Origin of the sequence: Bacteroides parvus, from assembly GCF_017309675.2 — a bacterium.
In the GTDB taxonomy this organism is placed as follows: domain Bacteria; phylum Bacteroidota; class Bacteroidia; order Bacteroidales; family Bacteroidaceae; genus Bacteroides; species Bacteroides uniformis.
In genome coordinates this window covers 2,170,660-2,195,350 of record NZ_CP084680.1, presented here as the reverse complement: position 1 = coordinate 2,195,350, position 24,691 = coordinate 2,170,660, and the positions used below count along the sequence as shown (strand labels likewise).

Annotated in this window: 15 protein-coding genes; 8 read left to right on the top strand and 7 right to left on the bottom strand. The window is 48.1% G+C overall.

Translation table 11 applies throughout. The annotated features are described in order from the left end of the window. Positions 1 to 172 precede the first annotated feature (172 nt). From JXR92_RS08735 to JXR92_RS08725, 3 genes are read left to right on the top strand one after another with little or no spacing between them, the layout of a single operon-like run. Positions 173 to 4,216, top strand: coding sequence for a hybrid sensor histidine kinase/response regulator transcription factor (locus JXR92_RS08735; protein WP_119961624.1), 4,044 nt, complete (start codon positions 173 to 175; stop codon positions 4,214 to 4,216). A 17-nt stretch (positions 4,217 to 4,233) separates the two neighbouring features. After that, positions 4,234 to 4,797: a chromate transporter gene (locus tag JXR92_RS08730; protein WP_117601453.1), complete on the top strand. Its 564-nt coding sequence runs from the start codon at positions 4,234 to 4,236 to the stop codon at positions 4,795 to 4,797. 48 nt (positions 4,798 to 4,845) lie between these two features. Beyond that, positions 4,846 to 5,394 carry a chromate transporter gene (locus tag JXR92_RS08725; protein WP_117601452.1) on the top strand — a complete coding sequence of 183 codons (549 nt, stop codon included), beginning with the start codon at positions 4,846 to 4,848 and terminating at the stop codon, positions 5,392 to 5,394. Positions 5,395 to 5,471: 77 nt separating this feature from the next. Here the strand turns inward: JXR92_RS08725 and JXR92_RS08720 are convergent, their stop codons facing one another. Next, complete coding sequence (locus JXR92_RS08720; RefSeq protein WP_117965100.1) at positions 5,472 to 6,986, bottom strand: glycoside hydrolase family 10-like protein; 1,515 nt, start codon at positions 6,984 to 6,986, stop codon at positions 5,472 to 5,474. A 202-nt stretch (positions 6,987 to 7,188) separates the two neighbouring features. Between JXR92_RS08720 and uvrA the strand changes: the two genes are divergently transcribed. Continuing rightward, positions 7,189 to 9,972 (top strand): excinuclease ABC subunit UvrA, encoded by a 2,784-nt coding sequence (gene uvrA / locus JXR92_RS08715; RefSeq protein WP_119961626.1) that lies wholly within the window; start codon positions 7,189 to 7,191, stop codon positions 9,970 to 9,972. 100 nt (positions 9,973 to 10,072) lie between these two features. On the opposite strand, the gene JXR92_RS08710 is transcribed toward uvrA, so the two are convergent. The 4 genes from JXR92_RS08710 to JXR92_RS08695 all read right to left on the bottom strand — a co-directional run bounded on the left by JXR92_RS08710 (position 10,073) and on the right by JXR92_RS08695 (position 13,886). Next, positions 10,073 to 11,251: an energy transducer TonB gene (locus JXR92_RS08710; protein ID WP_119961627.1), complete on the bottom strand. Its 1,179-nt coding sequence runs from the start codon at positions 11,249 to 11,251 to the stop codon at positions 10,073 to 10,075. A 469-nt stretch (positions 11,252 to 11,720) separates the two neighbouring features. Next, positions 11,721 to 12,209: an outer membrane beta-barrel protein gene (locus JXR92_RS08705; RefSeq protein WP_117601448.1), complete on the bottom strand. Its 489-nt coding sequence runs from the start codon at positions 12,207 to 12,209 to the stop codon at positions 11,721 to 11,723. A 25-nt stretch (positions 12,210 to 12,234) separates the two neighbouring features. Then, a complete protein-coding gene (locus JXR92_RS08700) occupies positions 12,235 to 12,456 on the bottom strand; it encodes a hypothetical protein (RefSeq protein ID WP_005826297.1) in 222 nt (73 codons plus the stop codon). Then, positions 12,456 to 13,886, bottom strand: coding sequence for a carbon starvation CstA family protein (locus JXR92_RS08695; protein ID WP_117601447.1), 1,431 nt, complete (start codon positions 13,884 to 13,886; stop codon positions 12,456 to 12,458). Before JXR92_RS08695 ends, JXR92_RS08700 begins: the two co-directional genes overlap by 1 nt. A gap of 122 nt (positions 13,887 to 14,008) precedes the next feature. Here JXR92_RS08695 and JXR92_RS08690 point away from each other — a divergent pair, with 122 nt between their 5' ends. Further along, on the top strand, positions 14,009 to 15,466 hold the full coding sequence (locus tag JXR92_RS08690) for a glycoside hydrolase family 10-like protein (RefSeq protein WP_226791125.1): 1,458 nt from the start codon (positions 14,009 to 14,011) through the stop codon (positions 15,464 to 15,466). Here JXR92_RS08690 and JXR92_RS08685 read toward each other — a convergent pair. Then, the gene (locus JXR92_RS08685) at positions 15,450 to 16,658 is read right to left on the bottom strand and encodes a hypothetical protein (RefSeq protein ID WP_117965110.1); all 1,209 of its coding nucleotides are present in this window, start codon (positions 16,656 to 16,658) and stop codon (positions 15,450 to 15,452) included. The genes JXR92_RS08690 and JXR92_RS08685 overlap by 17 nt on opposite strands. Before the next feature lie 128 nt (positions 16,659 to 16,786). Here JXR92_RS08685 and JXR92_RS08680 point away from each other — a divergent pair, with 128 nt between their 5' ends. The 3 genes from JXR92_RS08680 to JXR92_RS08670 all read left to right on the top strand — a co-directional run bounded on the left by JXR92_RS08680 (position 16,787) and on the right by JXR92_RS08670 (position 21,845). After that, entirely contained in the window at positions 16,787 to 17,965 is a 1,179-nt protein-coding gene (locus JXR92_RS08680) for an ATP-binding protein (RefSeq protein WP_117965112.1), read from the top strand. 41 nt (positions 17,966 to 18,006) lie between these two features. Continuing rightward, the gene (gene nifJ, locus JXR92_RS08675) at positions 18,007 to 21,564 is read left to right on the top strand and encodes a pyruvate:ferredoxin (flavodoxin) oxidoreductase (protein WP_117601443.1); all 3,558 of its coding nucleotides are present in this window, start codon (positions 18,007 to 18,009) and stop codon (positions 21,562 to 21,564) included. A gap of 92 nt (positions 21,565 to 21,656) precedes the next feature. Beyond that, positions 21,657 to 21,845: a hypothetical protein gene (locus JXR92_RS08670; protein WP_117601458.1), complete on the top strand. Its 189-nt coding sequence runs from the start codon at positions 21,657 to 21,659 to the stop codon at positions 21,843 to 21,845. A 62-nt stretch (positions 21,846 to 21,907) separates the two neighbouring features. Here JXR92_RS08670 and JXR92_RS08665 read toward each other — a convergent pair whose 3' ends face one another. Continuing rightward, complete coding sequence (locus JXR92_RS08665) at positions 21,908 to 24,667, bottom strand: hybrid sensor histidine kinase/response regulator transcription factor (RefSeq protein WP_138344728.1); 2,760 nt, start codon at positions 24,665 to 24,667, stop codon at positions 21,908 to 21,910. Between the last annotated feature and the right edge of the window lie 24 nt (positions 24,668 to 24,691).

The window sequence follows — 24,691 nt, the reverse complement described above, 5'->3', positions numbered from 1 at the left end:
ACAGAACTTCCTTCTTAATAGAAATGTGACAAGCGCGGGTTGACAAATAAATCCGCGCTTGTTCATTTTTTCCATTCTTTGCCTTCCTTTTGCTTTTCTCGAACAAAAGCACTACTTTTGTGTTTATTTTCAACTCTCCCTCAGTACAACATTCAAAAACCGTTCGACAATTATGAAAAAGTACTTCTTTTTCTACATACTACTATTATTGCCAATTATAGGCATTGCGCAAACATACAAGTACATCGATGTGGAAGACGGTTTGAGCAACAGACGGGTATATGCCATTCAAAAGGGCCCCAAAGGTTACATGTGGTTTCTCACCCACGACGGCATCGACCGATATAGCGGAAAAGATTTCAAGTCTTACAAACTGATGGACGGAGATGAAGAAGTAAATTCCATGATGAATCTGAACTGGCTCTATGTGGATCCTAAAGGAACCATATGGGAAATAGGCAAAAAAGGACGTGTGTTCCGCTACGACACAAGACACGACCGTTTTGTCTTAGTATACAAGCTACCCGAAAATGAAGTAAAAGGACGTCCTACTCCCATCAGCTATGGTTTTGTGGATGCCAACAGCGTAATATGGCTTTGCAATGAAGATGCCCTATATCTGTACGACAGTAATACTCAAAAAGTGACCTTCATTCAAAATGAAATAAAAGAACGAATCACGGACATCGTACAGATTGACTCAACTCATTTCTTTATCGGAACCGACATCGGCATACATTATGCCGAATTGGAAAACAATGTACTCACCTTGAGTCCCTGCGACCAATTGGATACCTTAAAGGTACAAATCAACGAATTATACTATCACAAACCGTCCCGTAAGGTTTTTATCGGTACTTTTCAACGAGGAATATTTGTCTATGACTTGAACAAACATAAAGTCATGCATATACCGTCCGGCCTGATGGATGTCAGCATCAACTGCATCCGTTCCTACACTGACAATGAAATTCTCATTGCAACAGACGGAGCCGGCATCTACAAAATGAACGCTGCTACTTATGAGTCCGTACCATACATTGTTGCCGACTACAACCGGCACAACTCTATGAACGGGAATACCATCAACGACATCTACATTGACAGCGAACAACGCATCTGGATAGCCAATTATCCCATCGGTATCACCGTACGCGACAACCGATATGCCGATTACCAATGGATAAAACACTCTATCGGTAATAAACAGTCACTCATCAATGACCAAGTAAATGCCATCATCGAAGATCATGACGGAGATTTATGGTTTGCCACCAACAACGGCATCAGCCTTTATAATAGTAAAACAAACCAATGGCATTCTTTTCTCAGTACCTTCGATCCTGCAAGCCACAGTAAAAACCACACCTTTATCTCACTATGCGAGGTTGAGCCTGGTATCATCTGGGCCGGAGGTTACAGTTCAGGCATCTATCAGATAAACAAGAAGCAACAGTCCGTAGATTTCTTCACTCCATCCTTATTCAGCAACCTCAATATCCGGCCGGACAAGTATATCCGTTCTATCATGAAAGACTCTTCAGGAAACATCTGGTCCGGAGGGTATTATAACTTGAAGGAAATAGACTATTCCAGCAAAAGCATACGGCATTTCCCCGGTCTGAACGGCATTACCGCCATTATAGAAAAAGACTCCACACATATGTGGATAGGCACTGCAACCGGCCTATACTTATTAGAAAAAGCAACCGGCAAGTACACCTATATCCGAATGCCAGTAGAATCATACTATATCTACTCTCTATGCCAGACCTCTGACGGAATGTTGTACATCGGTACCAACAATGCCGGTTTACTGGTATATGATACGGCCAAAAATACATTCAGACACTATCATAGAGACAACTGTGCCTTGATTTCCAATAATATCTATACACTATTGTCTGATGGAAAAGGAAATATCTTTCTGAGTACAGAACACGGTCTGTCCACCTTCTATCCTGCCGAAGAGACATTCCATAACTGGACCAAAGAACAAGGACTGAAGTCAGATCATTTCAATGCAGCTTCAGGCACCTTAAGAGGAAACGGCAATTTCATTTTCGGCAGTACGGACGGAGCCATAGAGTTCGATAAGGACATGGTCCTGCCACGTGACTATAAATTCAAAATGGTATTCAGCGACCTGCGGGTTTTCTATCAGACCGTTTATCCCAAAGATGAAGGTTCCCCACTTATTCAGGATATAGACGAGACAGAAACCTTGCGTTTGAAGTACAACCAGAACATCTTCTCATTGCAAGTTTCCGATATAAACTATGACTACCCTTCCCTGATTCTGTACTCTTGGAAGCTGGAAGGATTCTATGAGGGCTGGAGCCGCCCGGGACAGGAAAATGTCATTCGTTTTACCAATCTGAGTCCGGGTAACTATACCCTCCGCGTACGTGCCATCTCCAACGAAGACCGCCGTATTGTCCTGGAGGAACGTAGTATGAACATCATTATCGAACAACCCATCTGGCTCAGTTTTTGGGCATTAATACTCTATGCAGTGATTATCATATCCATTGCAAGCATCGCCCTGCGAATCATAGCCTTGAGAAAACAGCGGAAAGAATCCGACGAGAAAATACGCTTTTTCGTCAACACGGCACATGATATACGTACTCCACTGACGCTCATCAAAGCACCCTTGGAAGAAATCACCGAACGCGAACAACTGACTTCCAGCGGACAGAGCAACATCAACACAGCTCTGCGAAACGTAAATGCCTTGTTGCGCCTGACCACCAATCTTATTAATTTCGAACGAGCAGACACCTATTCCGGAAGTCTATACGTATCCGAATACGAACTGAGCACATATATGGAGGAGACAATCGATGCATTCCGTCCATACGCAAACATAAAACACATCAACCTGACCTACGAAAGCAGTTTCCGTTATCTGAACGTATGGTTGGACAAGGACAAGATGGATTCCATTTTGAAGAATATCATATCCAACGCATTGAAATATACACCGGACGGCGGCAATGTACATGTCTTTACTTCCGAGACGGAAGATACCTGGAGTATTGAGGTGAAAGATACCGGTATCGGAATTCCGGCCTCGGAACAAAAAAAGCTGTTCAAGATGCATTTCCGCGGCAGCAATGCTATCAATTCCAAAGTTACCGGCAGCGGCATCGGACTACTCTTGGTTGGGAAACTTGTACGCTTACATAAAGGAAAGCTCAACTTCAGCAGTATGGAAGGAAAAGGCTCTTGCATCAAAATCACGTTCCCCAAAGGGAACAAGCATTTCCGCAAGGCAATCCAACGCCCTCAACCCCAAAACGAACGGATTGTTTATTCGGCTTCCGGAGTGCCCATCAATGCCTCCGCCACACCGTCCCCTGCTTCCAGCGGCATCTACGACAAGACGCAGCAACAGTCGCAAAACAACAGTAGCCACCAGAAAATTCTTATTGTAGAGGACAATGACGAATTAAGGGAATATCTGCGCAGAACATTGTCTGAACAGTACAACATACAAGTATGCTCCAATGGAAAAGAGGCACTGATCATTGTCAAGGAGTATATGCCTAACCTAGTCATTTCAGACATCATGATGCCGGAAATGAGAGGAGACGAGTTGTGCCATATCCTGAAGAACGACATCGAGACATCACATATCCCCATCATCCTGCTCACAGCACTGAATACCGACAAGAATATCATCGAGGGACTGCAAAGCGGAGCAGATGAATATATTGTGAAACCCTTCAATATCGGTATATTGCGGGCAAACATTGCCAACTTACTGACTAACCGGACACTGTTGCGCCACAAATATGCCAGCCTGGACCTGAACGACGAGAAAAACAATACGGATTGCATCAACTGCTCCAACGACTTGGACTGGAAATTCATTGCAACCGTCAAAAAGAGTGTCGAAGACAATATGGACAACCCAAGCTTCAACGTCGACGTGCTCTGCAACCTGCTGAATATGAGTAGAACCAGCTTCTACAACAAGATAAAGGCACTGACCGACCAAGCTCCGGCTGACTACATCCGGCTGATTCGACTGAAACATGCCGCCCAACTTCTGAAAGAACAAAAGCATACCATCACCGAGATTTCAGAGCTGACCGGTTTCAGTGATGCGAAATATTTCCGTGAAGTATTCAAGAAACATTTCGATATGAGCCCAAGCCAATATGCCAAGAGAGGGAAAGAAGGGAAAGATGATAAAGAAATAAAGTAAATTACAACATTTTGAATATGAATATATATCTTGAAGCATTCTCCATATTCTTTAAGATAGGAGCCTTTACCATCGGCGGCGGTTATGCCATGGTACCACTGATAGAAAACGAAATCGTAACCAAACGAAACTGGATAGCCAAAGAAGATTTCATTGACCTGCTTGCTATATCACAGTCCGCTCCGGGCATTCTTGCCGTCAATATATCCATTTTTATAGGGTACCGGCTACGGGGAATACGAGGGAGCATAATCACTGCATTGGGAACCATACTTCCTTCGTTTCTCATCATCCTCGCCATAGCGTTGTTCTTTCACAACTTCAAGAACAACACCATTGTGGAACGTATATTCAAAGGCATCCGCCCGGCAGTGGTTGCATTGATTGCCGCCCCTACATTCAGCATGGCCAAATCGGCCCGGATAAACCGATACAATATATGGATACCGGTGGTTTCAGCACTGCTCATCTGGCTGCTGGACTTCTCCCCCATCTGGATTATCATTGCAGCAGGTGCAGGGGGATATGCCTTCGGACGTCGGAAACATCGAAGAATTAAAAATGAAAGAATTAAAAAATGAAAGGTGCAATAACACTAATCATTAATCACTAACCATTAATCACTAACCATGATTTTCTTACAGCTATTCTATACATTCTTTAAAATCGGCCTTTTCGGCTTTGGCGGCGGATATGCCATGCTGTCTATGATACAAGGCGAAGTAGTCACCCGTTATGGCTGGCTTTCCCCTCAAGAGTTTACTGATATCGTGGCAATCAGCCAAATGACACCCGGTCCGATAGGTATCAATTCGGCAACCTATGTAGGTTTTACTGTCACCGGTAGTGTATGGGGATCTATTACCGCCACTTTTGCCGTAGTGCTCCCCTCTTTCCTACTGATGCTGACCATCAGCAAATTCTTTCTGAAATACCAGAAACATCCTTCCGTGGAAGCGGTATTCAGCGGGCTCCGCCCGGCAGTGGTCGGTCTGCTGGCCTCAGCCGCGCTGGTATTGATGAATTCGGAAAACTTCAGTTCTCCCAAAGAAGACACATATTCCTTCGTCATCAGCTGCCTCATTTTCCTCGTGGCATTTGTAGGCACCAAAAAATATAAACTGAACCCGATAGGAATGATTGTAGCCTGTGGAATAGCAGGGTTGATACTTTATTAAGGAGGGAAATTAAGGATTAGGGATTAGGGATTAGGGATTAAGGATTAGACGTTAATCCCTAATCCTTAATTTTCTTTTTAAAGTTTAATCTTCTTTCCAACGGATTTCGATTCATTATGCAGACGGTCCAAGGCTGTCACCACATAGCGGTACTTTGTCTTTCCGTCTTCATAAGGAAGTTTATAGAAATTATCACGCGTGATGGCTACAATATGGGAAGGATCGTCTATATTCACTTTCTCTTTGGCATCAAAACGATAAACTACATACTGGACAGCACGATTCATCTCCTCTTTATACTTGGGTGCTGTCCAAAAAAGAATATATCCGTCTTCCGTCCATATCGGTTTCATCTTACGCACCTTTCCTGGAGCTTCGTTATCCATAAAATCGAAAACGGGAGGCAATGCCGGATATTTATGATATTCGGCAATCAAAGCATCGCGATACTTGCCCGCATTCTCAATCACTGCACTGGCGGGCCACTGGCAACTGCCACCGATGGTTTGATAAGCTCGCTGCAAGGCCATCTTGCGGGGAAGCTGATTTATTGAGGGGTTCTTGGGGTCAGCATTCTGCACTGTATTCATTACGGACTGACCGATAAACAAGGGACGGTTTTCCGTATTCCTAGCCCACCACTTCACCAGTGTCTCATAGTCGGCAACCGGATGTCCTATATGCCAATAAATCTGCGGAATATTATAGTCTATCCAACCTTCACGGGCCCATAGCAGTACATCTGCATAAAGGTCATCGTAGTTTTGCAGGCCTTTGGTCTTACTGCCAAGCGGGTCACTGCTTTCGTTCCGGTAAATACCAAACGGAGAAATCCCGAACTTCACCCACGGCTTGATTTCACGGATAGTTTCATGCAGTTTTTTAATCAGCACATTCACGTTGCTCCGGCGCCAGTCTCCTTTATTGCTGAATCCTCCACCAAAACGTGCAAAACTTGCATCGTCGGGGAAATCCTTTCCCTTAATGGGATAAGGATAAAAGTAATCGTCCATATGGATAGCATCCACATCATAACGGGAAACAATGTCGCTCACCACCATGCAGATGTGTCGGCGGCTCTCAGGCAGTGCCGGGTCAAAATACAACTGGTCGCCATAAGTGACAAACCATTCCGGATGGATATTGTACACATGATTGGGAGCCAACTCACTCTTCAAGGTCGTCTTCGTGCGATACGGATTAATCCATGCATGAAACTCCATGCCACGTTTATGGCATTCATCAATCATAAACTGCATAGGGTCCCAATAAGGTTCGGGCGCTTTACCCTGCACTCCGGTAAGGAAACGACTCCACGGTTCCAGTCTGGAAGCATACAGAGCATCCGCTTCGGGACGTACCTGGAAAATTATGGCGTTGATTCCTGCCTTCTGCAAGGAATTCAACTGCCCGATCAGATTCTGCTTTAGCTTTTCGGTCGGCATTCCACGGAACTGTCCGTTTACTGACTGTATCCATGCTGCACGAAATTCACGTTTAGGATAGGCAGACCCGGTCTGCACTTGCGCAAATGCCCCTCCTGCCACCATCAGTGACAAAAGACATAGGCATAAAATGGATTTTATTCTCATATTCCGGTCAATAGCTTTTATTAAAAAAGCGAAATTAATTCTTTTGTCCTAAGTATACCGGTAAAAAGCGGAAAGTATAACAAATCTTAACCAAGGGTATCTTTCCTCCCCAATAAATCCACTTTTGCCTTGCCTGATTGTTACAATTCGGATAGCAAACATTATCTTTGCATTCTGTAAACCACCGAACCAACCTACAGATATGGCAGAAAATACATCGATTATCATAAAAGGGGCCCGTGTCAATAACCTCAAGAACATTGACGTAGAGATTCCCCGTAACAAACTCGTAGTCATCACCGGACTGTCCGGTTCCGGAAAATCCTCACTTGCTTTCGATACATTATATGCCGAAGGGCAACGCCGCTACGTGGAGAGCTTGAGCAGTTATGCCCGCCAGTTTCTGGGACGTATGAGCAAGCCTGAATGCGATTTCATCAAAGGGATTCCACCTGCCATTGCCATTGAGCAGAAAGTAAGCAGCCGCAATCCGCGGTCCACCGTTGGCACCTCCACCGAAATATACGAATATCTGCGGTTGCTCTACGCACGCGTAGGGAAAACCTTCAGCCCGGTCAGCGGACTGGAAGTGAAGAAGCACTCGGCGGAAGACATCGTGAAGTGCATGCTGGAATATCCGGAAGGAACCAGATATACCGTACTCGCCCCGATATTGCTGCGCGAAGACCGCACGCTGCAACAACAACTGGAGATAGACATGAAGCAAGGTTTCACCCGTCTGGAAGTGAATGGTGAAATGATGCGCATCGACGAATACAAGCCGAAAGCCGGAGACACAGTTTTTCTGTTGATTGACCGTATGACAGCCTCTTCAGAAAAGGATTCCGTCAGCCGCCTCACCGACTCGGCCGAAACAGCCATGTACGAAGGAGACGGTGCCTGCCTACTGCGTTTCTACCAGCCTGACGGGAGTACCTGCCTCTATCGTTTCAGCACCAAGTTCGAAGCAGACGGCATCACCTTCGAAGAACCGAACGACCAGATGTTCTCCTTCAACTCTCCCATCGGCGCATGCCCCGTATGCGAGGGATTCGGGAAAGTCATCGGCATCGACGAGCATCTCGTGATACCCGACCGCTCCTTGTCCGTCTATGACGGCGCTGTAGTATGCTGGCGGGGCGAAAAGATGGGCGAATGGAGGGATATGGTGATACACGGAGCCGAGAAAGCCGACTTCCCCATCTTCACTCCCTATTATGAACTGACCGACGAGCAACGCCGGATGCTGTGGGAAGGGACACCCTACTTTGAGGGCATCAACGCCTTCTTCAAGATGGTGCAGGAAAACCAGTACAAGATACAATACCGTGTGATGCTGGCACGCTACCGCGGAAAGACGCTCTGCCCCAAATGTCACGGCACCCGCCTGAAACCCGAAGCAAACTACGTACGCGTGGGAGGACGCAACATCTCCGAACTGGTAGATTTGCCCATCACTGAGTTGAAGCTCTTCTTCGACAACCTGCAGCTAGACCCACATGACGCCGACATAGCCCGCCGCATCCTGACAGAAATCAACAGCCGCATCCAGTTCCTATTGGATGTCGGTTTGGGATACCTCACGCTGAACCGCCTCAGCAACTCGCTCTCCGGCGGTGAAAGCCAGCGAATCAACCTAGCCACCTCGCTGGGAAGTAGTCTGGTGGGCAGCCTGTATATTCTTGACGAACCGAGTATCGGCCTGCATAGCCGCGATACGGACAAACTGATACACGTGCTCCGCCAGCTGCAACAGTTGGGCAATACGGTAGTGGTAGTGGAACACGATGAAGAGATTATCCGTGCTGCCGACTATATCATCGACATCGGTCCCCGGGCAGGCCGCTTGGGAGGAGAGGTGGTCTATCAGGGAGACATGAAAGACCTTCAGAAAAACAGTGACAGTTATACCGTGCGCTATCTGCTGGGGGAAGAGACAATCCCACTGCCGGAACACCGTCGCCCGTGGAACAACTATATAGAAATAAAGGGGGCCCGCGAAAACAACCTGAAAGGTGTGGAGGCACGCTTCCCGCTGAATGTAATGACCGTGGTGACCGGTGTCAGCGGTTCGGGCAAGAGTACGCTGGTGCGCGACATCTTCTACCGCGCCCTGAAACGCGAGCTGGACGAATGCAGCGAACGCCCGGGCGAGTTCACCTCCATCGGAGGAGATTTGCAGAACCTGCGCAATGTAGAGTTTGTAGACCAGAATCCTATCGGGAAGTCATCGCGAAGCAATCCCGTGACCTACATCAAGGCCTACGACGAAATCCGTAAACTATGGGCAGACCAGCCACTTGCCAAGCAGATGGGATACAGTACCGGATACTTCAGCTTCAACAGCGAAGGTGGCCGTTGCGAGGAGTGCAAGGGTGAAGGCACCATCACTGTGGAGATGCAATTCATGGCAGACCTTGTACTGGAATGCGAATCCTGCCACGGCAAACGCTTCAAGGCGGACACGCTGGAAGTGAAGTTCCACAACATGAATATCTACGACGTACTGGAGATGACCGTAAACCAAGCCATCGAATTCTTTACGCAACACGGACAGAAAAAGATTGTGAAGAAGCTGCAACCCTTGCAGGATGTAGGTTTGGGATATATCAAACTGGGGCAAGCCTCCTCCACCCTCTCCGGTGGAGAGAACCAGCGCGTGAAACTCGCCTTCTACCTCAGCCAGGAGAAAGCGGACCCGACCATGTTCATCTTCGATGAACCGACTACCGGACTACACTTCCATGACATCAAGAAACTGCTCGAAGCCTTCGATGCCCTGATACGCCGCGGGCACAGCATTGTCATCATCGAACATAATCTGGATGTGGTGAAATGTGCGGACCATGTGATAGACCTGGGACCCGAAGGAGGGGACAAAGGAGGAAACATCGTAGCTACCGGTACACCGGAGGAAGTGGCGAAGTGTGCGGCAAGCTATACGGGGCAGTTCTTGCAAGAGAAATTACACCCCTCTCTTCCTTAAATAGAACACAGAGGCACGGAGACACAGAGATATTAAATTCAAGGAAAAAGAATAAAACTCCATGCCTCCGTGTCTTTGTGCTTAATCTTACCGGGTGCCACTACTCCAATTTAAAAGTAACCGGAAAAGTAAATTCCACCTTCACGGCTTTACCTTGCTGCATCCCCGGCTTCCATTGTGGCATCAATCCTACAATCCGTAATGCTTCCTCATCCAAGGCAGGATACCTGCTGCGCATAATAACGGGGTCCACCACACGACCATTCTCGTCAATCACCACGCTGACAATAACTCTCCCCTGAATGCCATTCTTATGGGCTTCTTCCGGATAACGGACATTCTTTTGAATAAAATCCATCAAGGCTTTCATGCCTCCCGGAAACTCGGGCATCACTTCCACTACTTTATAGACCGGTTCTTCCATTGGCTCTTCCGTTATCAATTGTGGGCTCCCGCCCTTCCCTGCATCCGAGACATAAGGAGGAAGAGATGTCTTTTCCGCCGTTCTCCATTCTTCCTCATTGTCCGTCAGTCTAAACTCAGCCATCATCAAGACAGGTTTCCTCCTGATGGTTATCTCATAAAAGTAACGGTAGCGTCCCGGCTTGTTGGGATGCACATCCGGATAAAGGGAGGCTTTCATAACCCTTTCCTCCCCATCCCGCAGCACATAGGCGATGTCCCAAAAGGCAGCGTTTATCTGCAATTCCCGCCAGGTACCTTTTTCGTCTTCGAACGTCAGGTAGTAATGCTCGCCGCAGGTCAAATCTCCGCCGCTGTGATTGCTGAGGATGAATGTCGCCTGAGTCGCTTTCGTTGAAAAGACCGGATATTCGGGACGGATATGGATGCCACGAATATGATTCCTGCCTACTCTCTCGTTGATGACGGGGACTTCTACACCATGAAAACAGAAAACGGGGGAGTCCATTATTTTCTCCCGGAACTCTTTCCGCCGCTCGGGAGTATTCACCATCAAATCTATATCGATGCAATGCAACCCCACCCCATATCCGGTCACATTCCTCTGAATGTGTATATATGGTGTATTATTCAATCTTTTTCCTAGTTCTTCGTGAATGGCAAGCAATTGCCTTTGCAAGCAGTCACCATCATCCGCAATCCCTATCTTGAGGCTATCGCTCACTATTTTTTCTCCCATCCATTGGCCTATCCTTACTGTACCTACGGAATCTTCAAGCGTTTCCACACGTTCCGTTTTATTCATTCGGCAAGATGACAAGCAGCAAAGCAATAGGAGAAAACAAACTCTGTTCATGGCATTTTGTATTTCAAGTTCATAGCATCAGATACAAATATACTCATTCCTGCAATCACAATCAAAAAGAAAACTCCTAATTTCGTAAGACTATAGAAGGAATACATGCAATAGCGGCATGAGAAAAGGAAAGATAACGGCTAAATCGGCACTGTATCGCCACTGCAAAGTCACTGCATTCCTTTTGCAGTGATACTGCAACACCTTTGCAGTGGCATTGCAAAAAGTTGGCAGGACTTTGCAGTAAGAAAGAGCTGATAACTAAGATAATAGCATCAATGAAAGACGTATGCAGTACAATCGGAATGGGAACGAAAATGGGCGTGATAGATACTTGTAAGAATATTTATCTATCACACCCATCTATCACGCGACAAGCCATTTGTAGTCAGGCGAATCCCCCCCCTCGCGTGATAGCATGACAGATGTTTTGCAAAAACAAACTCTGTGGAGGAGTAGCAAAATGAGATTAGAAATAGAATCCGAAACCTACCTTCAGGCCGAATTTAGAACGGTCGTCGTTAATATTCCAATAAGCGGCAGGTTCGATGGTCACCGTACGCGTCAGGAAAAAAGCATAACCGGCTTCCAGACCGAAAGAGAACTTGGTATCATCCAAATCATGTCCCCAGTCCCAACGGTCTACATTGACATCGGCACCCAGATACACGCCAATCTTGTCGAAATAATAACGTCCGCCTACACCCAACGTATAGACATCGAGGTCAGACCCTCCGGAATTCCAAGCAGCTCCGGCATGCACCAGCAAAGCCACATTGTCGAGCAGGAAAGCACCTCCTTTGGCTTCAAGCCCGAAACTTGTCTTGTCGGTTCCCGTGTCATGAGAGAATTCCAAACCGGTGATGGACGGATTCAAAATCCACTTACCTTTTTCAAACTGTGCCTGAGCTGCCACTGTGACAACAAGCAAGCAAACGAATAATGCCAGTTTTTTCATCTTGTTCTGTTTTTTGAGTGAATAATCAATGTTGTTTATTGTCTTCTTCGAATCGTTTGCGTTGCAGCGCCTCCTTCTTGCGAAGTACCAGCCACAACACAAATACAATGAGATACGAGGCAGCTACAGTGACATACTTCTCAGTATCGCTGATTTCCGTATTGCGGGGAAGGAAATAAGCGGCAGTAGCAGAAACGTAAATAAGCAGGGCCAACGTAAGCCCGGTAGATTTCTTTATTTTTTTCATTACCAAAGTTTTTTAGTCGTCTTGAAATACCAGATATTAAACCAGAAGCCGGCCAATACAGCAGCCAAAAGAGCTATCGGCAGCGCATACTGCGGCTGAAGTCCGAGTCCTTCGGGAGCAATGCAAATATAAGTGGTGCATACAGCCGTCATGAACAATGCGGGAAAATAGGTGATATAAAAATAATGCCCTTTTTTCTCACGCACCAGATAAACGGTAATTGCCCACAAGGTGAAAACAGACAAAGTCTGGTTGGCCCAAGCAAAATAGCGCCAAATCATATCAAAGCCATCCTTGTCGCGCAGGCTGTAAAGCAACAACCCGATGGCCACCAGGAACATCGGTATGCAGATATATAAACGACTACGCATGGATTTTTGTTCCATTCCCAAGAAATCAGCCACGATAAGACGTGCCGAACGGAAAGCCGTATCACCACTGGTAATAGGGGCGGCAATGACACCCAGAATAGCCAATACTCCACCTACGGCGCCCAGCCAGTCTTTTGTAATGGCATCTACAATAATGGAGGCATTCGTCTCTTCCATGCCATTCTGATGGAAAAAGTAAGTGGCGGCGGCAGCCCAAATCAAAGCTACAATGCCTTCGGTTATCATGGCTCCGTAGAAGACGGGACGTCCGTGGCGTTCACTTGTCATGCAGCGTGCCATGAGAGGGCTTTGAGTAGCATGAAAGCCACTGATTGCACCACAAGCTATACTGACAAACATAATAGGGAAGATAGGCAACAAAGCCGCATTGGGATGTGTATTCTGCAAGCCGTTCCATATTTCAGGCAACTCGGGATGGTTGACATAGAGCATCACCAAAATACCGACAGCCATAAACAGCAAGGCTATGGCAAACAACGGATATATCTTGCCGATAATCTTATCTACTGGCAACAAGGTAGCCAGAATATAATAAGCAAATACTACAATAATCCAGAAAGTGGTATCCAAGCTGTCGGGGGTCAGCTTGGCAAGCAGTCCGGCAGGGCCTGCCACAAAGACAGCTCCCACCAATATCATCAGGACAACGGTGAAGCCACGCATCACCTGCTTAGTGGTCAACCCCAAATAACGTCCGATGATTTCCGGCAGGCTTTCCCCGTCATGCCGCAAGGAGAGCATACCGGCAAGATAGTCGTGCACTGCACCGGCAAAGATACTGCCAAGTACAATCCACAGATAGGATGCCGTGCCGAACTTGGCTCCCATGATGGCGCCGAAGATAGGTCCCAGTCCGGCTATATTAAGAAACTGTATCATGAAAATCTTCCAAGTAGGCAGTGGAATGTAATCCACACCATCGGCTCTTGTAAGGGCAGGTGTTTTGCGGTCATCGGGACCGAAGACGCGTTCTATAAAGCGTCCATAGATAAAATAGCCGGCTATCAACGCCAGCAGGCAAAGCGTAAATGTAATCATGGCGTGTTAATATCTTTAATCTATGCAAATGTAACAGTTTCCAAGTAAACAGCACAAAATAATCGGGTGTTTTGCTTATCTTCGCCGAGAAAAATGATAGAAATAAAGAAGAAAAGAGAAAAATGAAACGAATTATTTCCATTTTACTATATATAGCCATCTTGCTGCCGCTTGCCGCACAACCGCCCAAACATGAAGTACGTGCCGCCTGGATAACCGCCGTCTATGGGCTGGACTGGCCGCAGACACGCGCCACTTCGCCCGAAAGCATCCGCAAGCAGCAGGCCGAACTGATTGAAATATTGGACAGACTGAAAGCCGCCAACTTCAACACCGTACTGTTCCAGACCCGTACACGGGGAGATGTCCTCTACAAATCGGCCATCGAGCCCTACAACTCCATACTGACCGGAAAGGTAGGCGGCGACCCCGGCTACGACCCGCTGGCTTTTGCCATAGCCGAATGCCACAAGCGCGGCATGGAGTGCCATGCCTGGATGGTGACCATTCCTCTGGGCAACCGCAAGCATGTGGCCGCCCTCGGTAAAGAGTCCGTCACCAAAAAGAAACGCGCCATCTGCGTACCCTACAAACGCGAATACTTCTTGAATCCCGGACATCCGCAAACCAAAGAGTACCTGATGAGCCTTGTCCGCGAAGTGGTGGAACGCTACGATGTAGACGGGGTACACTTCGACTACCTGCGCTATCCGGAAAACGCCCCCCGTTTTCCCGACAGCTACGACTACCGCAAATACAGCAAAGGACGCAGCCTTGCCCAATGGCGCAGAGACAACCTGACGGAAATAGTGCGCTATATATATAAAGGTGTAAAAGCCATGAAACCCTGGGTAAAAGTCAGCACCTGCCCGGTAGGAAAATACAAAGACACTTCCCGCTACCCTTCCCGTGGCTGGAATGCCTTCCACACCGTCTATCAGGACGTGCAGGGTTGGCTGGGCGAGGGCATCCAGGACCAGATTTATCCGATGCTCTATTTCCGTGGCAATCATTTCTATCCCTTTGCCCTTGACTGGCAGGAACAAAGTAACGGACGCCAAATCATTCCCGGTCTGGGCATCTACTTCCTCGACCCCAGCGAAGGGAACTGGACGCTGGACGAGATTGAACGGCAGATGCACTTTATCCGCGCCCACGGTCTGGCGGGCGAGGCACACTACCGCGTGAAGTATCTGATGGACAATACGCAAGGGCTTTATGATGCGCTGGAAGAAGACTTCTATACCGCCCCGGCCCTGCAGCCCGCCATGCCGTGGATAGACAATGTAGCTCCTACACCTCCCGCCGGACTCACGGTGGAAACACCGGAAAACGGCTATTGGAAACTAAGCTGGCAACCCGCCACGGATAATGACAAGCGGAATGTTCCGATGTATGTAATCTACGGTTCGGACACCTATCCCGTAGATACCTCCAATCCGGAGAATATCCTGGCACAACGAGTACAAGGCACGGAATATACCTATGCCCCCATCCGCCCGTGGACTGCCCGAAAATATTTTGCCGTGACAGCCATAGACCGTTGCGGAAACGAAAGCAAAGCTATTCAGCAGCAGTGACACAGACAAAAGCCCGGTAACGGCTCTTCGGAGTGACAGGAACCAGAGGCAGATAGCCGGAAACAACCCTGCCGTCCTTCACCACCAGCGGATAACTTTGCGCATCCTGCTCATGCCGCTCCATCAAAGCTTCATGGGTCGGAAAGCAATCGATGGAGAAATGTCCCTCCCCACCGGGGACAATGAAATGATCACTAAGCACATGGGAAACGATTCCCATATTCATCCGTAGATTTATTTCGACATGGGGGTTGATGGCATACGGATGCCCTTCCTTCTGACGGCAGACCATCATGTCCACACCCAAAAAACCCGTATAAGATGTAGCATAACCCGTTTCCAATGCCTTCTGCATCATATTGCGTATGCGCACAAATGCTTCAAAGGGCACATATTGCTGAATCCATTCCTCCACTTGCCCATCTGAAGTAAGGATATTACCACGATAAGCCCCCTTGTCATCCGTAACAAAACGGGAATAGCCGACAAAAAGAAGCTTTCCCCGGCCATCCGAATAAAATTCCATGGCAAAATCTTCCACCTTATCAAATATAGGCTCCATCACAAAACCTCCATTTTCTTTCAGCGCCCTACTACACCAATCGGAAACATTTTTCGTAAAGCCATGACGGCACCAACACAATCCCTTCCCACTTCCCGACCAAAGTGATTTAAACACACATCCCTCTTTGTAACGACCAATAATATCCAGAGAGATAGCCGTAGTTCCACCATCAGCCTCCACCAAGCAACAACCGTCACCACAAGTATAATCTATTTTATTGGAATAGAAAAGTGCACGAAAAGCCAAAGCGTTACTACGGGCAGCCTTCATACGATATTTATCCAAAGCATCCGGCGTAGGAAGATTCCTTTCCAGAACACCGCCTTTCAACATCCGTTTACGGATAGCGGGATTCCATCCCCAAGGCATTACCCGCACATCAGCATAATCGGGCAGCTCCGGCTCTGTCACCAAATGTACATCCAGCCGGAACAACTGTTGCATCTGTTTCAGATAATCTGCATTATAGGCGGAAGGGGCCAGTACCCCACTACCCGGCCGGGCATACCAAATCGGTAACAAAGCCAGGTCTTCAGCCATACGGCGGATGGTAGCGGGCGCCATATAATTTTCTTCATTATTTCCCAATGCCATATCTGCATCAGGATTGAACACATAAAGTTTCATCTTTCAAATGTTAACCAATTACTCACGTTTTGTATGAGAGTGCAAAGTTATATAATATTTTGCCATCTCTACTTTGCAAATCTATAAAAAAGCCGTATATTTGTCGCCCGATAAACCGAATTTAAAGCATGGAAGCATTTTACCGTACACACGCTTATCTCGTAGAGCATACCAATGCCCCCGTACGCCGCGACCTAATGGACGAAATAGACTGGAATGACCGTCTTATCGGTATCAAAGGCACAAGAGGCGTAGGTAAGACTACTTTCTTGCTGCAATATGCCAAAGAGAAATTCGGCACAGACCGCTCCTGCCTCTTCATCAACATGAACAACTTCTACTTCTCCGGACATGGCATCGTGGAGTTCGCCGCCGAATTCCAGCGCCGCGGAGGAAAAGTGCTGTTGATAGACCAAGTATTCAAATACCCGGAGTGGAGCAAGGAGCTGCGCATATGCTACGACCGTTTCCCCAACTTGAAAATCGTATTCACCGGTTCCTCCGTAATGCGCCTGAAAGAAGAGAATCTGGAGTTGCGCGACATTGTGAAAAGCTACAACCTGCGCGGCTTCTCCTTTCGCGAATACCTGAACTTGCAGACGGGCATGAAGTTCCATGCCTATCCGCTGGAAGAAATTCTGAGCAACCACGAACAGATAGCCAAAGGCATCCTCTCCAAAGTACGTCCATTGGACTACATGCAAGACTATATGCACCACGGCTTCTACCCATTCTTCCTTGAAAAGCGTAACTTTTCGGAGAATCTGCTCAAGACGATGAACATGATGGTGGAAGTAGACATCCTGCTTATCAAACAAATTGAGCTGAAATACCTTTCGAAGATAAAGAAATTACTATATTTGTTGGCCGTGGACGGGCCGAAAGCGCCGAATGTCAGCCAACTGGCAAACGACATACAGACCTCCCGCGCCACAGTAATGAATTACATCAAGTATCTGGCAGACGCACGGCTCATCAATATGGTCTATCCTAAGGGAGAAGAATTCCCCAAGAAGCCGTCGAAGATAATGATGCACAATTCAAATCTGATGTATTCCATCTATCCCGTCAAGGTGGAAGAACAAGACGTATTGGACACTTTCTTTGCCAACACAATGTGGAAGGACCACAAAGTGAACAAGGGCGACAAGAACATCTCATTCATGGTAGATGAGGTGATGCCTTTCAAGATTTGTCCGGAAGGAACAAAGATAAAGAATAATCCGGGAGTTACTTATGTACTGCATAAGGCGGAAATAGGCCGAGGCAACCAAATACCTCTCTGGTTATTCGGTTTCTTGTATTAAGAGAGAGATTTTTTCACTTAAATAAATAATTCAATTTAGTTATGACTAAACAGAAGAAATTCATTACTTGTGATGGTAACCAGGCTGCTGCACATATCTCGTATATGTTCTCCGAAGTAGCTGCCATCTACCCCATCACCCCCTCTTCTACGATGGCTGAATACGTAGACGAATGGGCTGCCGCAGGTCGCAAGAACATCTTCGGCGAAACAGTATTGGTACAGGAAATGCAGTCAGAAGGCGGTGCTGCAGGTGCCGTTCACGGCTCTCTGCAAGCCGGTGCGCTGACTACCACTTACACAGCTTCACAAGGTCTGTTGCTGATGATCCCTAACATGTACAAGATTGCCGGTGAATTCCTGCCTTGTGTATTCCACGTATCAGCACGTACATTGGCAAGCCATGCACTGTGTATCTTCGGTGACCACCAGGACGTAATGTCTACCCGTCAGACCGGTTTTGCCATGTTGGCCGAAGGCTCTGTACAGGAAGTTATGGACTTGGCCGGTGTAGCTCACTTGGCTACTATCAAGAGCCGTGTTCCGTTTGTCAACTTCTTCGACGGTTTCCGTACTTCTCACGAAATCCAGAAGATTGAAATGCTGGAGAACGAAGACCTCGCTCCGCTTATCGACCAGGAAGCTTTGGCTGAATTCCGCGCACGTGCATTGAACCCGATGAACCCGGTTGCCCGTGGTATGGCCGAAAATCCTGACCACTTCTTCCAACACCGTGAATCTTGCAACAACTACTATGAAGCAGTTCCGGCTATCGTTGAGGAATACATGAACGAGATTTCCAAAATCACAGGCCGCAAGTACGGTTTGTTCGATTACTATGGTGCAGAAGATGCAGAACGCGTTATCATCGCCATGGGTTCTGTAACAGAAGCTGCCCGCGAAGCTATCGACCACCTCGTTGCCAATGGCGAAAAGGTAGGTTTGGTTGCCGTCCACTTGTATCGTCCGTTCTCTGCCAAGCACTTCCTTGCCGCCGTTCCCAAGACAGCCAAGAAGATTGCCGTACTGGACCGTACGAAAGAACCGGGTGCTAACGGCGAACCGTTGTACCTCGACGTAAAAGACTGCTTCTACGGTGCAGAGAATGCTCCGGTTATCGTAGGCGGCCGTTACGGTTTGGGATCCAAGGACACTACTCCCGCGCAAATCCTCGCCGTTTACAAGAACCTGGCTATGCCGATGCCGAAGAACCACTTCACTATCGGTATCGTAGACGACGTTACCTTCACTTCTCTGCCCCAGGAAGAAGAAATCGCATTGGGCGGCGAAGGCATGTTCGAAGCCAAATTCTACGGTTTGGGCGCTGACGGTACAGTAGGTGCCAACAAGAACTCTGTGAAGATTATCGGTGACAATACCGACAAGCACTGCCAGGCCTATTTCTCTTACGACTCCAAGAAATCAGGCGGTTTCACCTGCTCACACTTGCGTTTCGGTGATACTCCTATCCGCTCTACATACCTGGTAAACACGCCTAACTTCGTGGCTTGCCACGTTCAGGCTTACCTGCACATGTACGACGTAACCCGCGGCTTGCGTAAGAACGGCTCTTTCTTGCTGAACACCATCTGGGAAGGCGAAGAGCTGGCCAAGAACCTGCCTAACAAGGTGAAGAAGTACTTTGCACAGAACAATATCACTGTTTACTATATCAATGCTACTCAGATTGCACAAGAAATCGGTTTGGGCAACCGTACCAACACCATCCTGCAATCCGCATTCTTCCGTATCACCGGCGTTATTCCGGTTGACCTGGCTGTAGAACAGATGAAGAAGTTCATCGTTAAGTCTTACGGCAAGAAGGGTGAAGACGTTGTCAACAAGAACTACGCAGCAGTTGACCGTGGCGGCGAATACAAGCAACTGACCGTTGACCCGGCTTGGGCCAATTTGGCAGACGACGCCAAGGCTGAAAACAACGATCCTGCATTCATCAACGAAGTGGTTCGTCCTATCAACGCACAAGACGGTGACTTATTGCCGGTATCTGCATTCAAGGGTATTGAAGACGGTACTTGGGAACAAGGTACTGCCAAATATGAGAAACGTGGTGTAGCTGCATTCGTTCCCGAATGGAACGCTGAAAACTGTATCCAGTGTAACAAGTGTGCATACGTTTGTCCTCACGCTTCCATCCGCCCGTTCGTACTCGATGCTGAAGAGCAGAAGGGTGCCAACTTCACTCAACTGAAGGCTGTAGGTAAAGCATTCGACGGTATGACATTCCGTATTCAAGTAGACGTTCTCGACTGTCTGGGTTGCGGCAACTGTGCCGATGTTTGTCCGGGCAACCCGAAGAAGGGTGGCAAGGCTCTGACTATGAAACACCTCGAAAGCCAATTGCCGGAAGCTGCTAACTGGACCTACTGTGCTGAAAACGTAAAAAGCAAACAACACTTGGTTGACATCAAGGCCAACGTGAAGAACTCCCAGTTCGCTACTCCGTTGTTCGAGTTCTCAGGCGCTTGCTCCGGTTGTGGTGAAACTCCGTACGTTAAACTGATTTCCCAGTTGTTCGGTGACCGCGAAATGGTAGCCAACGCAACAGGATGTTCTTCCATCTACTCCGGTTCAGTACCTTCTACTCCTTATACTAAGAACGAAAAGGGTCACGGTCCTGCTTGGGCAAACTCATTGTTCGAGGACTTCTGCGAATTCGGTTTGGGTATGGAGCTTGCCAACGAAAAGATGCGCGCTCGTATCGTGAAGGCTATGGAAGATGCCATCGCAGCAGAAGGAACTCCGGCTGAATACAAAGAAGTATTCCAGGCTTGGATTGAAAACATGTACGATGCAGACAAGACCAAGGAACTGGCCGAAAAGATCATCCCGATGGTAGAAGCAGCCAAAGACAAATGCGACAGCTGCAAGACTATCGCCGGTCTGTCTCAATACCTGGTTAAACGCAGCCAGTGGATTATCGGTGGTGACGGTGCCTCTTACGACATCGGTTACGGTGGTCTCGACCATGTAATTGCAAGCGGTAAGGACGTCAACATCCTCGTACTGGATACTGAGGTTTACTCCAATACAGGTGGTCAGTCTTCCAAGGCTACTCCGGTAGGCGCCATCGCCAAGTTTGCCGCTGCCGGTAAACGCGTACGTAAGAAAGACCTCGGTCTGATGGCTACTACTTACGGTTATGTATATGTTGCTCAAATCGCTATGGGTGCCGACCAGGCTCAAACCTTGAAGGCTATCCGCGAGGCAGAAGCATATCCCGGCCCGTCACTCATCATCGCTTACGCTCCGTGTATCAATCACGGTCTGAAGGCAGGCATGGGCAAGAGCCAGGCAGAAGAGGAAAAGGCCGTTAAGTGCGGTTACTGGCACTTGTGGCGTTACAACCCGGCTTTGGAAGCCGAAGGCAAGAATCCGTTCACGCTGGATAGCAAGGAACCGGATTGGAGCGGATTCCAAGACTTCCTGAAGGGTGAAGTTCGTTACGCATCCGTAATGAAGCAATATCCGCAGGAAGCCGAAGAGCTGTTCAAGGCCGCCGAAGAAAACGCTAAATGGCGCTACAACAGCTACAAGCGTCTTTCCAAAGAAAACTGGGGCGCTGAAGTTACAGAGTAATTCCTTAATTACTAAATAGAAAATAGAGGCTGTTCCCGAACCGGATGCAGCCTCTATTTGTTTTAAATAAAAACATTAAATATCAAAAAGTTATGATCGGATTTATTATTTGGGTTATTGGGGTGGTCCTTGCAGTCAAGGCTGTACTCGAAATCATGAGATGGCCGGTAGACGGAGTAAAGAAGCTCTTGGTCGCAATCATCATCCTGCTCACAAGCTGGATTGGAATCTGTGTTTACTACTTCTGGGGAAGAGAAAACCTGCCCCAAATACTGAAATAAGTTCCGGTATCATCAAACAGAAGTAAACAAACGTGTATTAAGAACAAGGGGATAGGCAATAGTTATCCCCTTCTTTTCAGAAACTCGGTAGGACTCTCCCCAAACTGTTCCTTATAGCATTTTGTGAAATAGGAAGGTGACGAAAAGCCCACTTCATAAGCAATCTCCGCTACTGTCATATCAGAGGAGGCAAGCAGTGAGGCAGCCTTTTTCAACCTCATCTGGCGCAGCAGCTCATTCGGCGAATAGTTGGTCAGCGATTTCAGCTTACGGTAAAGCTGCACACGGCTCATACCCATATTCCGTCCCAAATCCTCCACATTGAGTTCCGCATCTTTCATCCTCTCCTCGACAAGCGATTTGAAGCGGGAGACGAAACCCTTATCCAAATCACTGATGGTTTCCTTCTCAATAGTCTGGTTATCTCCGAAGAACTGCCTCAACTGACGGCGGTTTGCAATGAGATTGCGGACACGAGACAAGAGCAACTGCGAATTGAATGGTTTGGAAATATAAGAATCGGCACCGCCATCATAGCCCTGGATACGCTGTTCGTCCAGCGAGCAGGCCGTCAGCAGAATCACCGGGATATGGCATGTCTGCAACTCGCTCTTCAAACGGCGGCAACATTCCACACCATCCATACCGGGCATCATTACATCCGAGATAATCACATCCGGCACATACCTCATGGCCAGCCTGATACCCTCTGCCCCGTCCGCCGCATCCAATACACGGAATTCGTTCGACAACAGTGACTTCACATAGCTGCGGATATCCGCATTATCGTCAATTACCAGCACAGTAGGACAATCAGCCTCAACCACCTCTTCGCCTGCCTTCACTTCCGTATCTATCAGGGTAGACGACACGTCCTTCTCTTCAGCAGGCAACGTCACTATAGTGGGATGGTACTGCGAAACATCCTGCTGCGGGAAAGTGACAGTGAAAGTAGTGCCTTTCTCGTCACTGCGTGCCGCAATGTTACCACCATGCATCTCTACAAAGGCACGTACCAGCGCCAGTCCGATACCGGTACCGGCCTGATGCCCGTCCACTTGATAGAAGCGCTCGAAGATAGCTTCCACATCGGTCGAAGAAATGTAACTGCCGGAATTGAAGACGGACAGACTGTAGTTCTGTTCCGACTTTAACAACCGTACGGTGATTTTCCCGTTCTCCGGCGTATACTTCACGGCATTGGAGAAGAGATTGAAGTAAATGCGCTCCATCTTCTCTGCATCCGCCATCATCCGGAAGTCCATATCGGAAGATGCCTCAAAGCTGAAAGCAATATGTTTCTTCAGCAACGCCATGCGGAAAGAGTCGTTCCAGCCCCGGAAACTGTCGAGCAAATCAAAAGGTTCGAGATGGAGCTCCATGCGCCCGTTCTCCACCTTTCGGAAATCAAGTATCTGGTTGACCAGGCGAAGCAGGATATGCACATTCTTTTTCATCAGCTCGAGGAGCTGGCGCGGCTGTCCGTCGAGGGTGCGGTTGGCAAGAAGCTGCTCTATGGGATCGGCTATCAATGTCAGCGGAGTACGGAAATCATGCGAAATATTCGTGAAGAACACCAGCTTGGCATGCGTAGCCTCCTCCAGTTCATGGGAAAGCTGTTCCAACTGCGACTTCTGTACTTCCAACAGTTCCTTCTGCTGTATCAACTGGGTTTTCTGTTCCTCCAATTTCTTTTTCTGCATGGACAGCTCACGGTTCAACCGATTCTTGACACGCAAGGAGAGGTAGACAGCCACCAACAAGCCGACCAGCAACAATAGGGCGGACAGACTGCCGTACAAGACAACCTGCTGCGTGGCATAACTGGCTAAATACTGGTTTATCTTTCCGTTCAGGGTTTCTATCTTTCCATCCAGGGTGCCGATGTGGGCGGTCTGCATCTTCATGATGAGAGCATTGTCGCGGTCGACGACGGAAGTGCCCAGGATAGTTTCACGGGGAAAATCACGCTTGTTCAGGATATCCATGGCAATCTGCATCACGCGGTCGCCACCGGTAGGATATATAAACGTGGCATCCAGTTCGCCGGCAAGCACTTTCTCCACTCCGTAGTCTTTGCCGGGCAGGGCGTCTATGCCGATGAACCGCATTTCCTTCTCCCGCCCCTTGCGGGCAGCGGCAGCATAGGCTCCGGCCGCCATACGGTCATTCTGCGCATACACCAGGTCGATATGCGGAAAGCGGCTCAGCAGGGTATCCATTTTCTCTCCGGCCTTGAGTTGCAACCAGGCACCGTCTACAGCGGCCAGCAACCGGATACCGGGATAAGCGGATATAGCCTTCACAAATCCCTGATGACGGTCTACGGCAGGTGTGGAGCCCACCAAACCGGAGATTTCCACCACATCTCCCTGCCCGTGCAGCACATTGGCCACATACTCTCCCACAGCTTTCCCTATCTCGTAGTTGTCTGCACCGACGTAAGCTGTATATTTGTCCGAAAGGATTTTACGGTCCACTACAATCACCGGAATGCCCCGGTTGTATGCCTCCTCCACAACCGGAGTTATCGGAGTGGCTTCATTCGGGGCCACAATCAGCAGGTCCACCCCTTCGGCTATCAGTTCACGAATGTCTTTTGCCTGACGGTCATTATCGTCGACGGCAGTACGGATGTCCACCTCCACATCCTCGTAGAAATGGGCTTCACGGAGTATTTCACTGTTCATCTGGCGCCGCCATTCATCCTCGCTACATTGGGAAACGCCGATACGGAAACGTGCCTCGCGCCGGGAGCAGGCAACCGCCACTCCCCAAAGCACGAGCAAAAAGAATAAAATCCGAAGGTTATGCTGTCTCATCTTCACTTTCCTCTGATTTAAGAT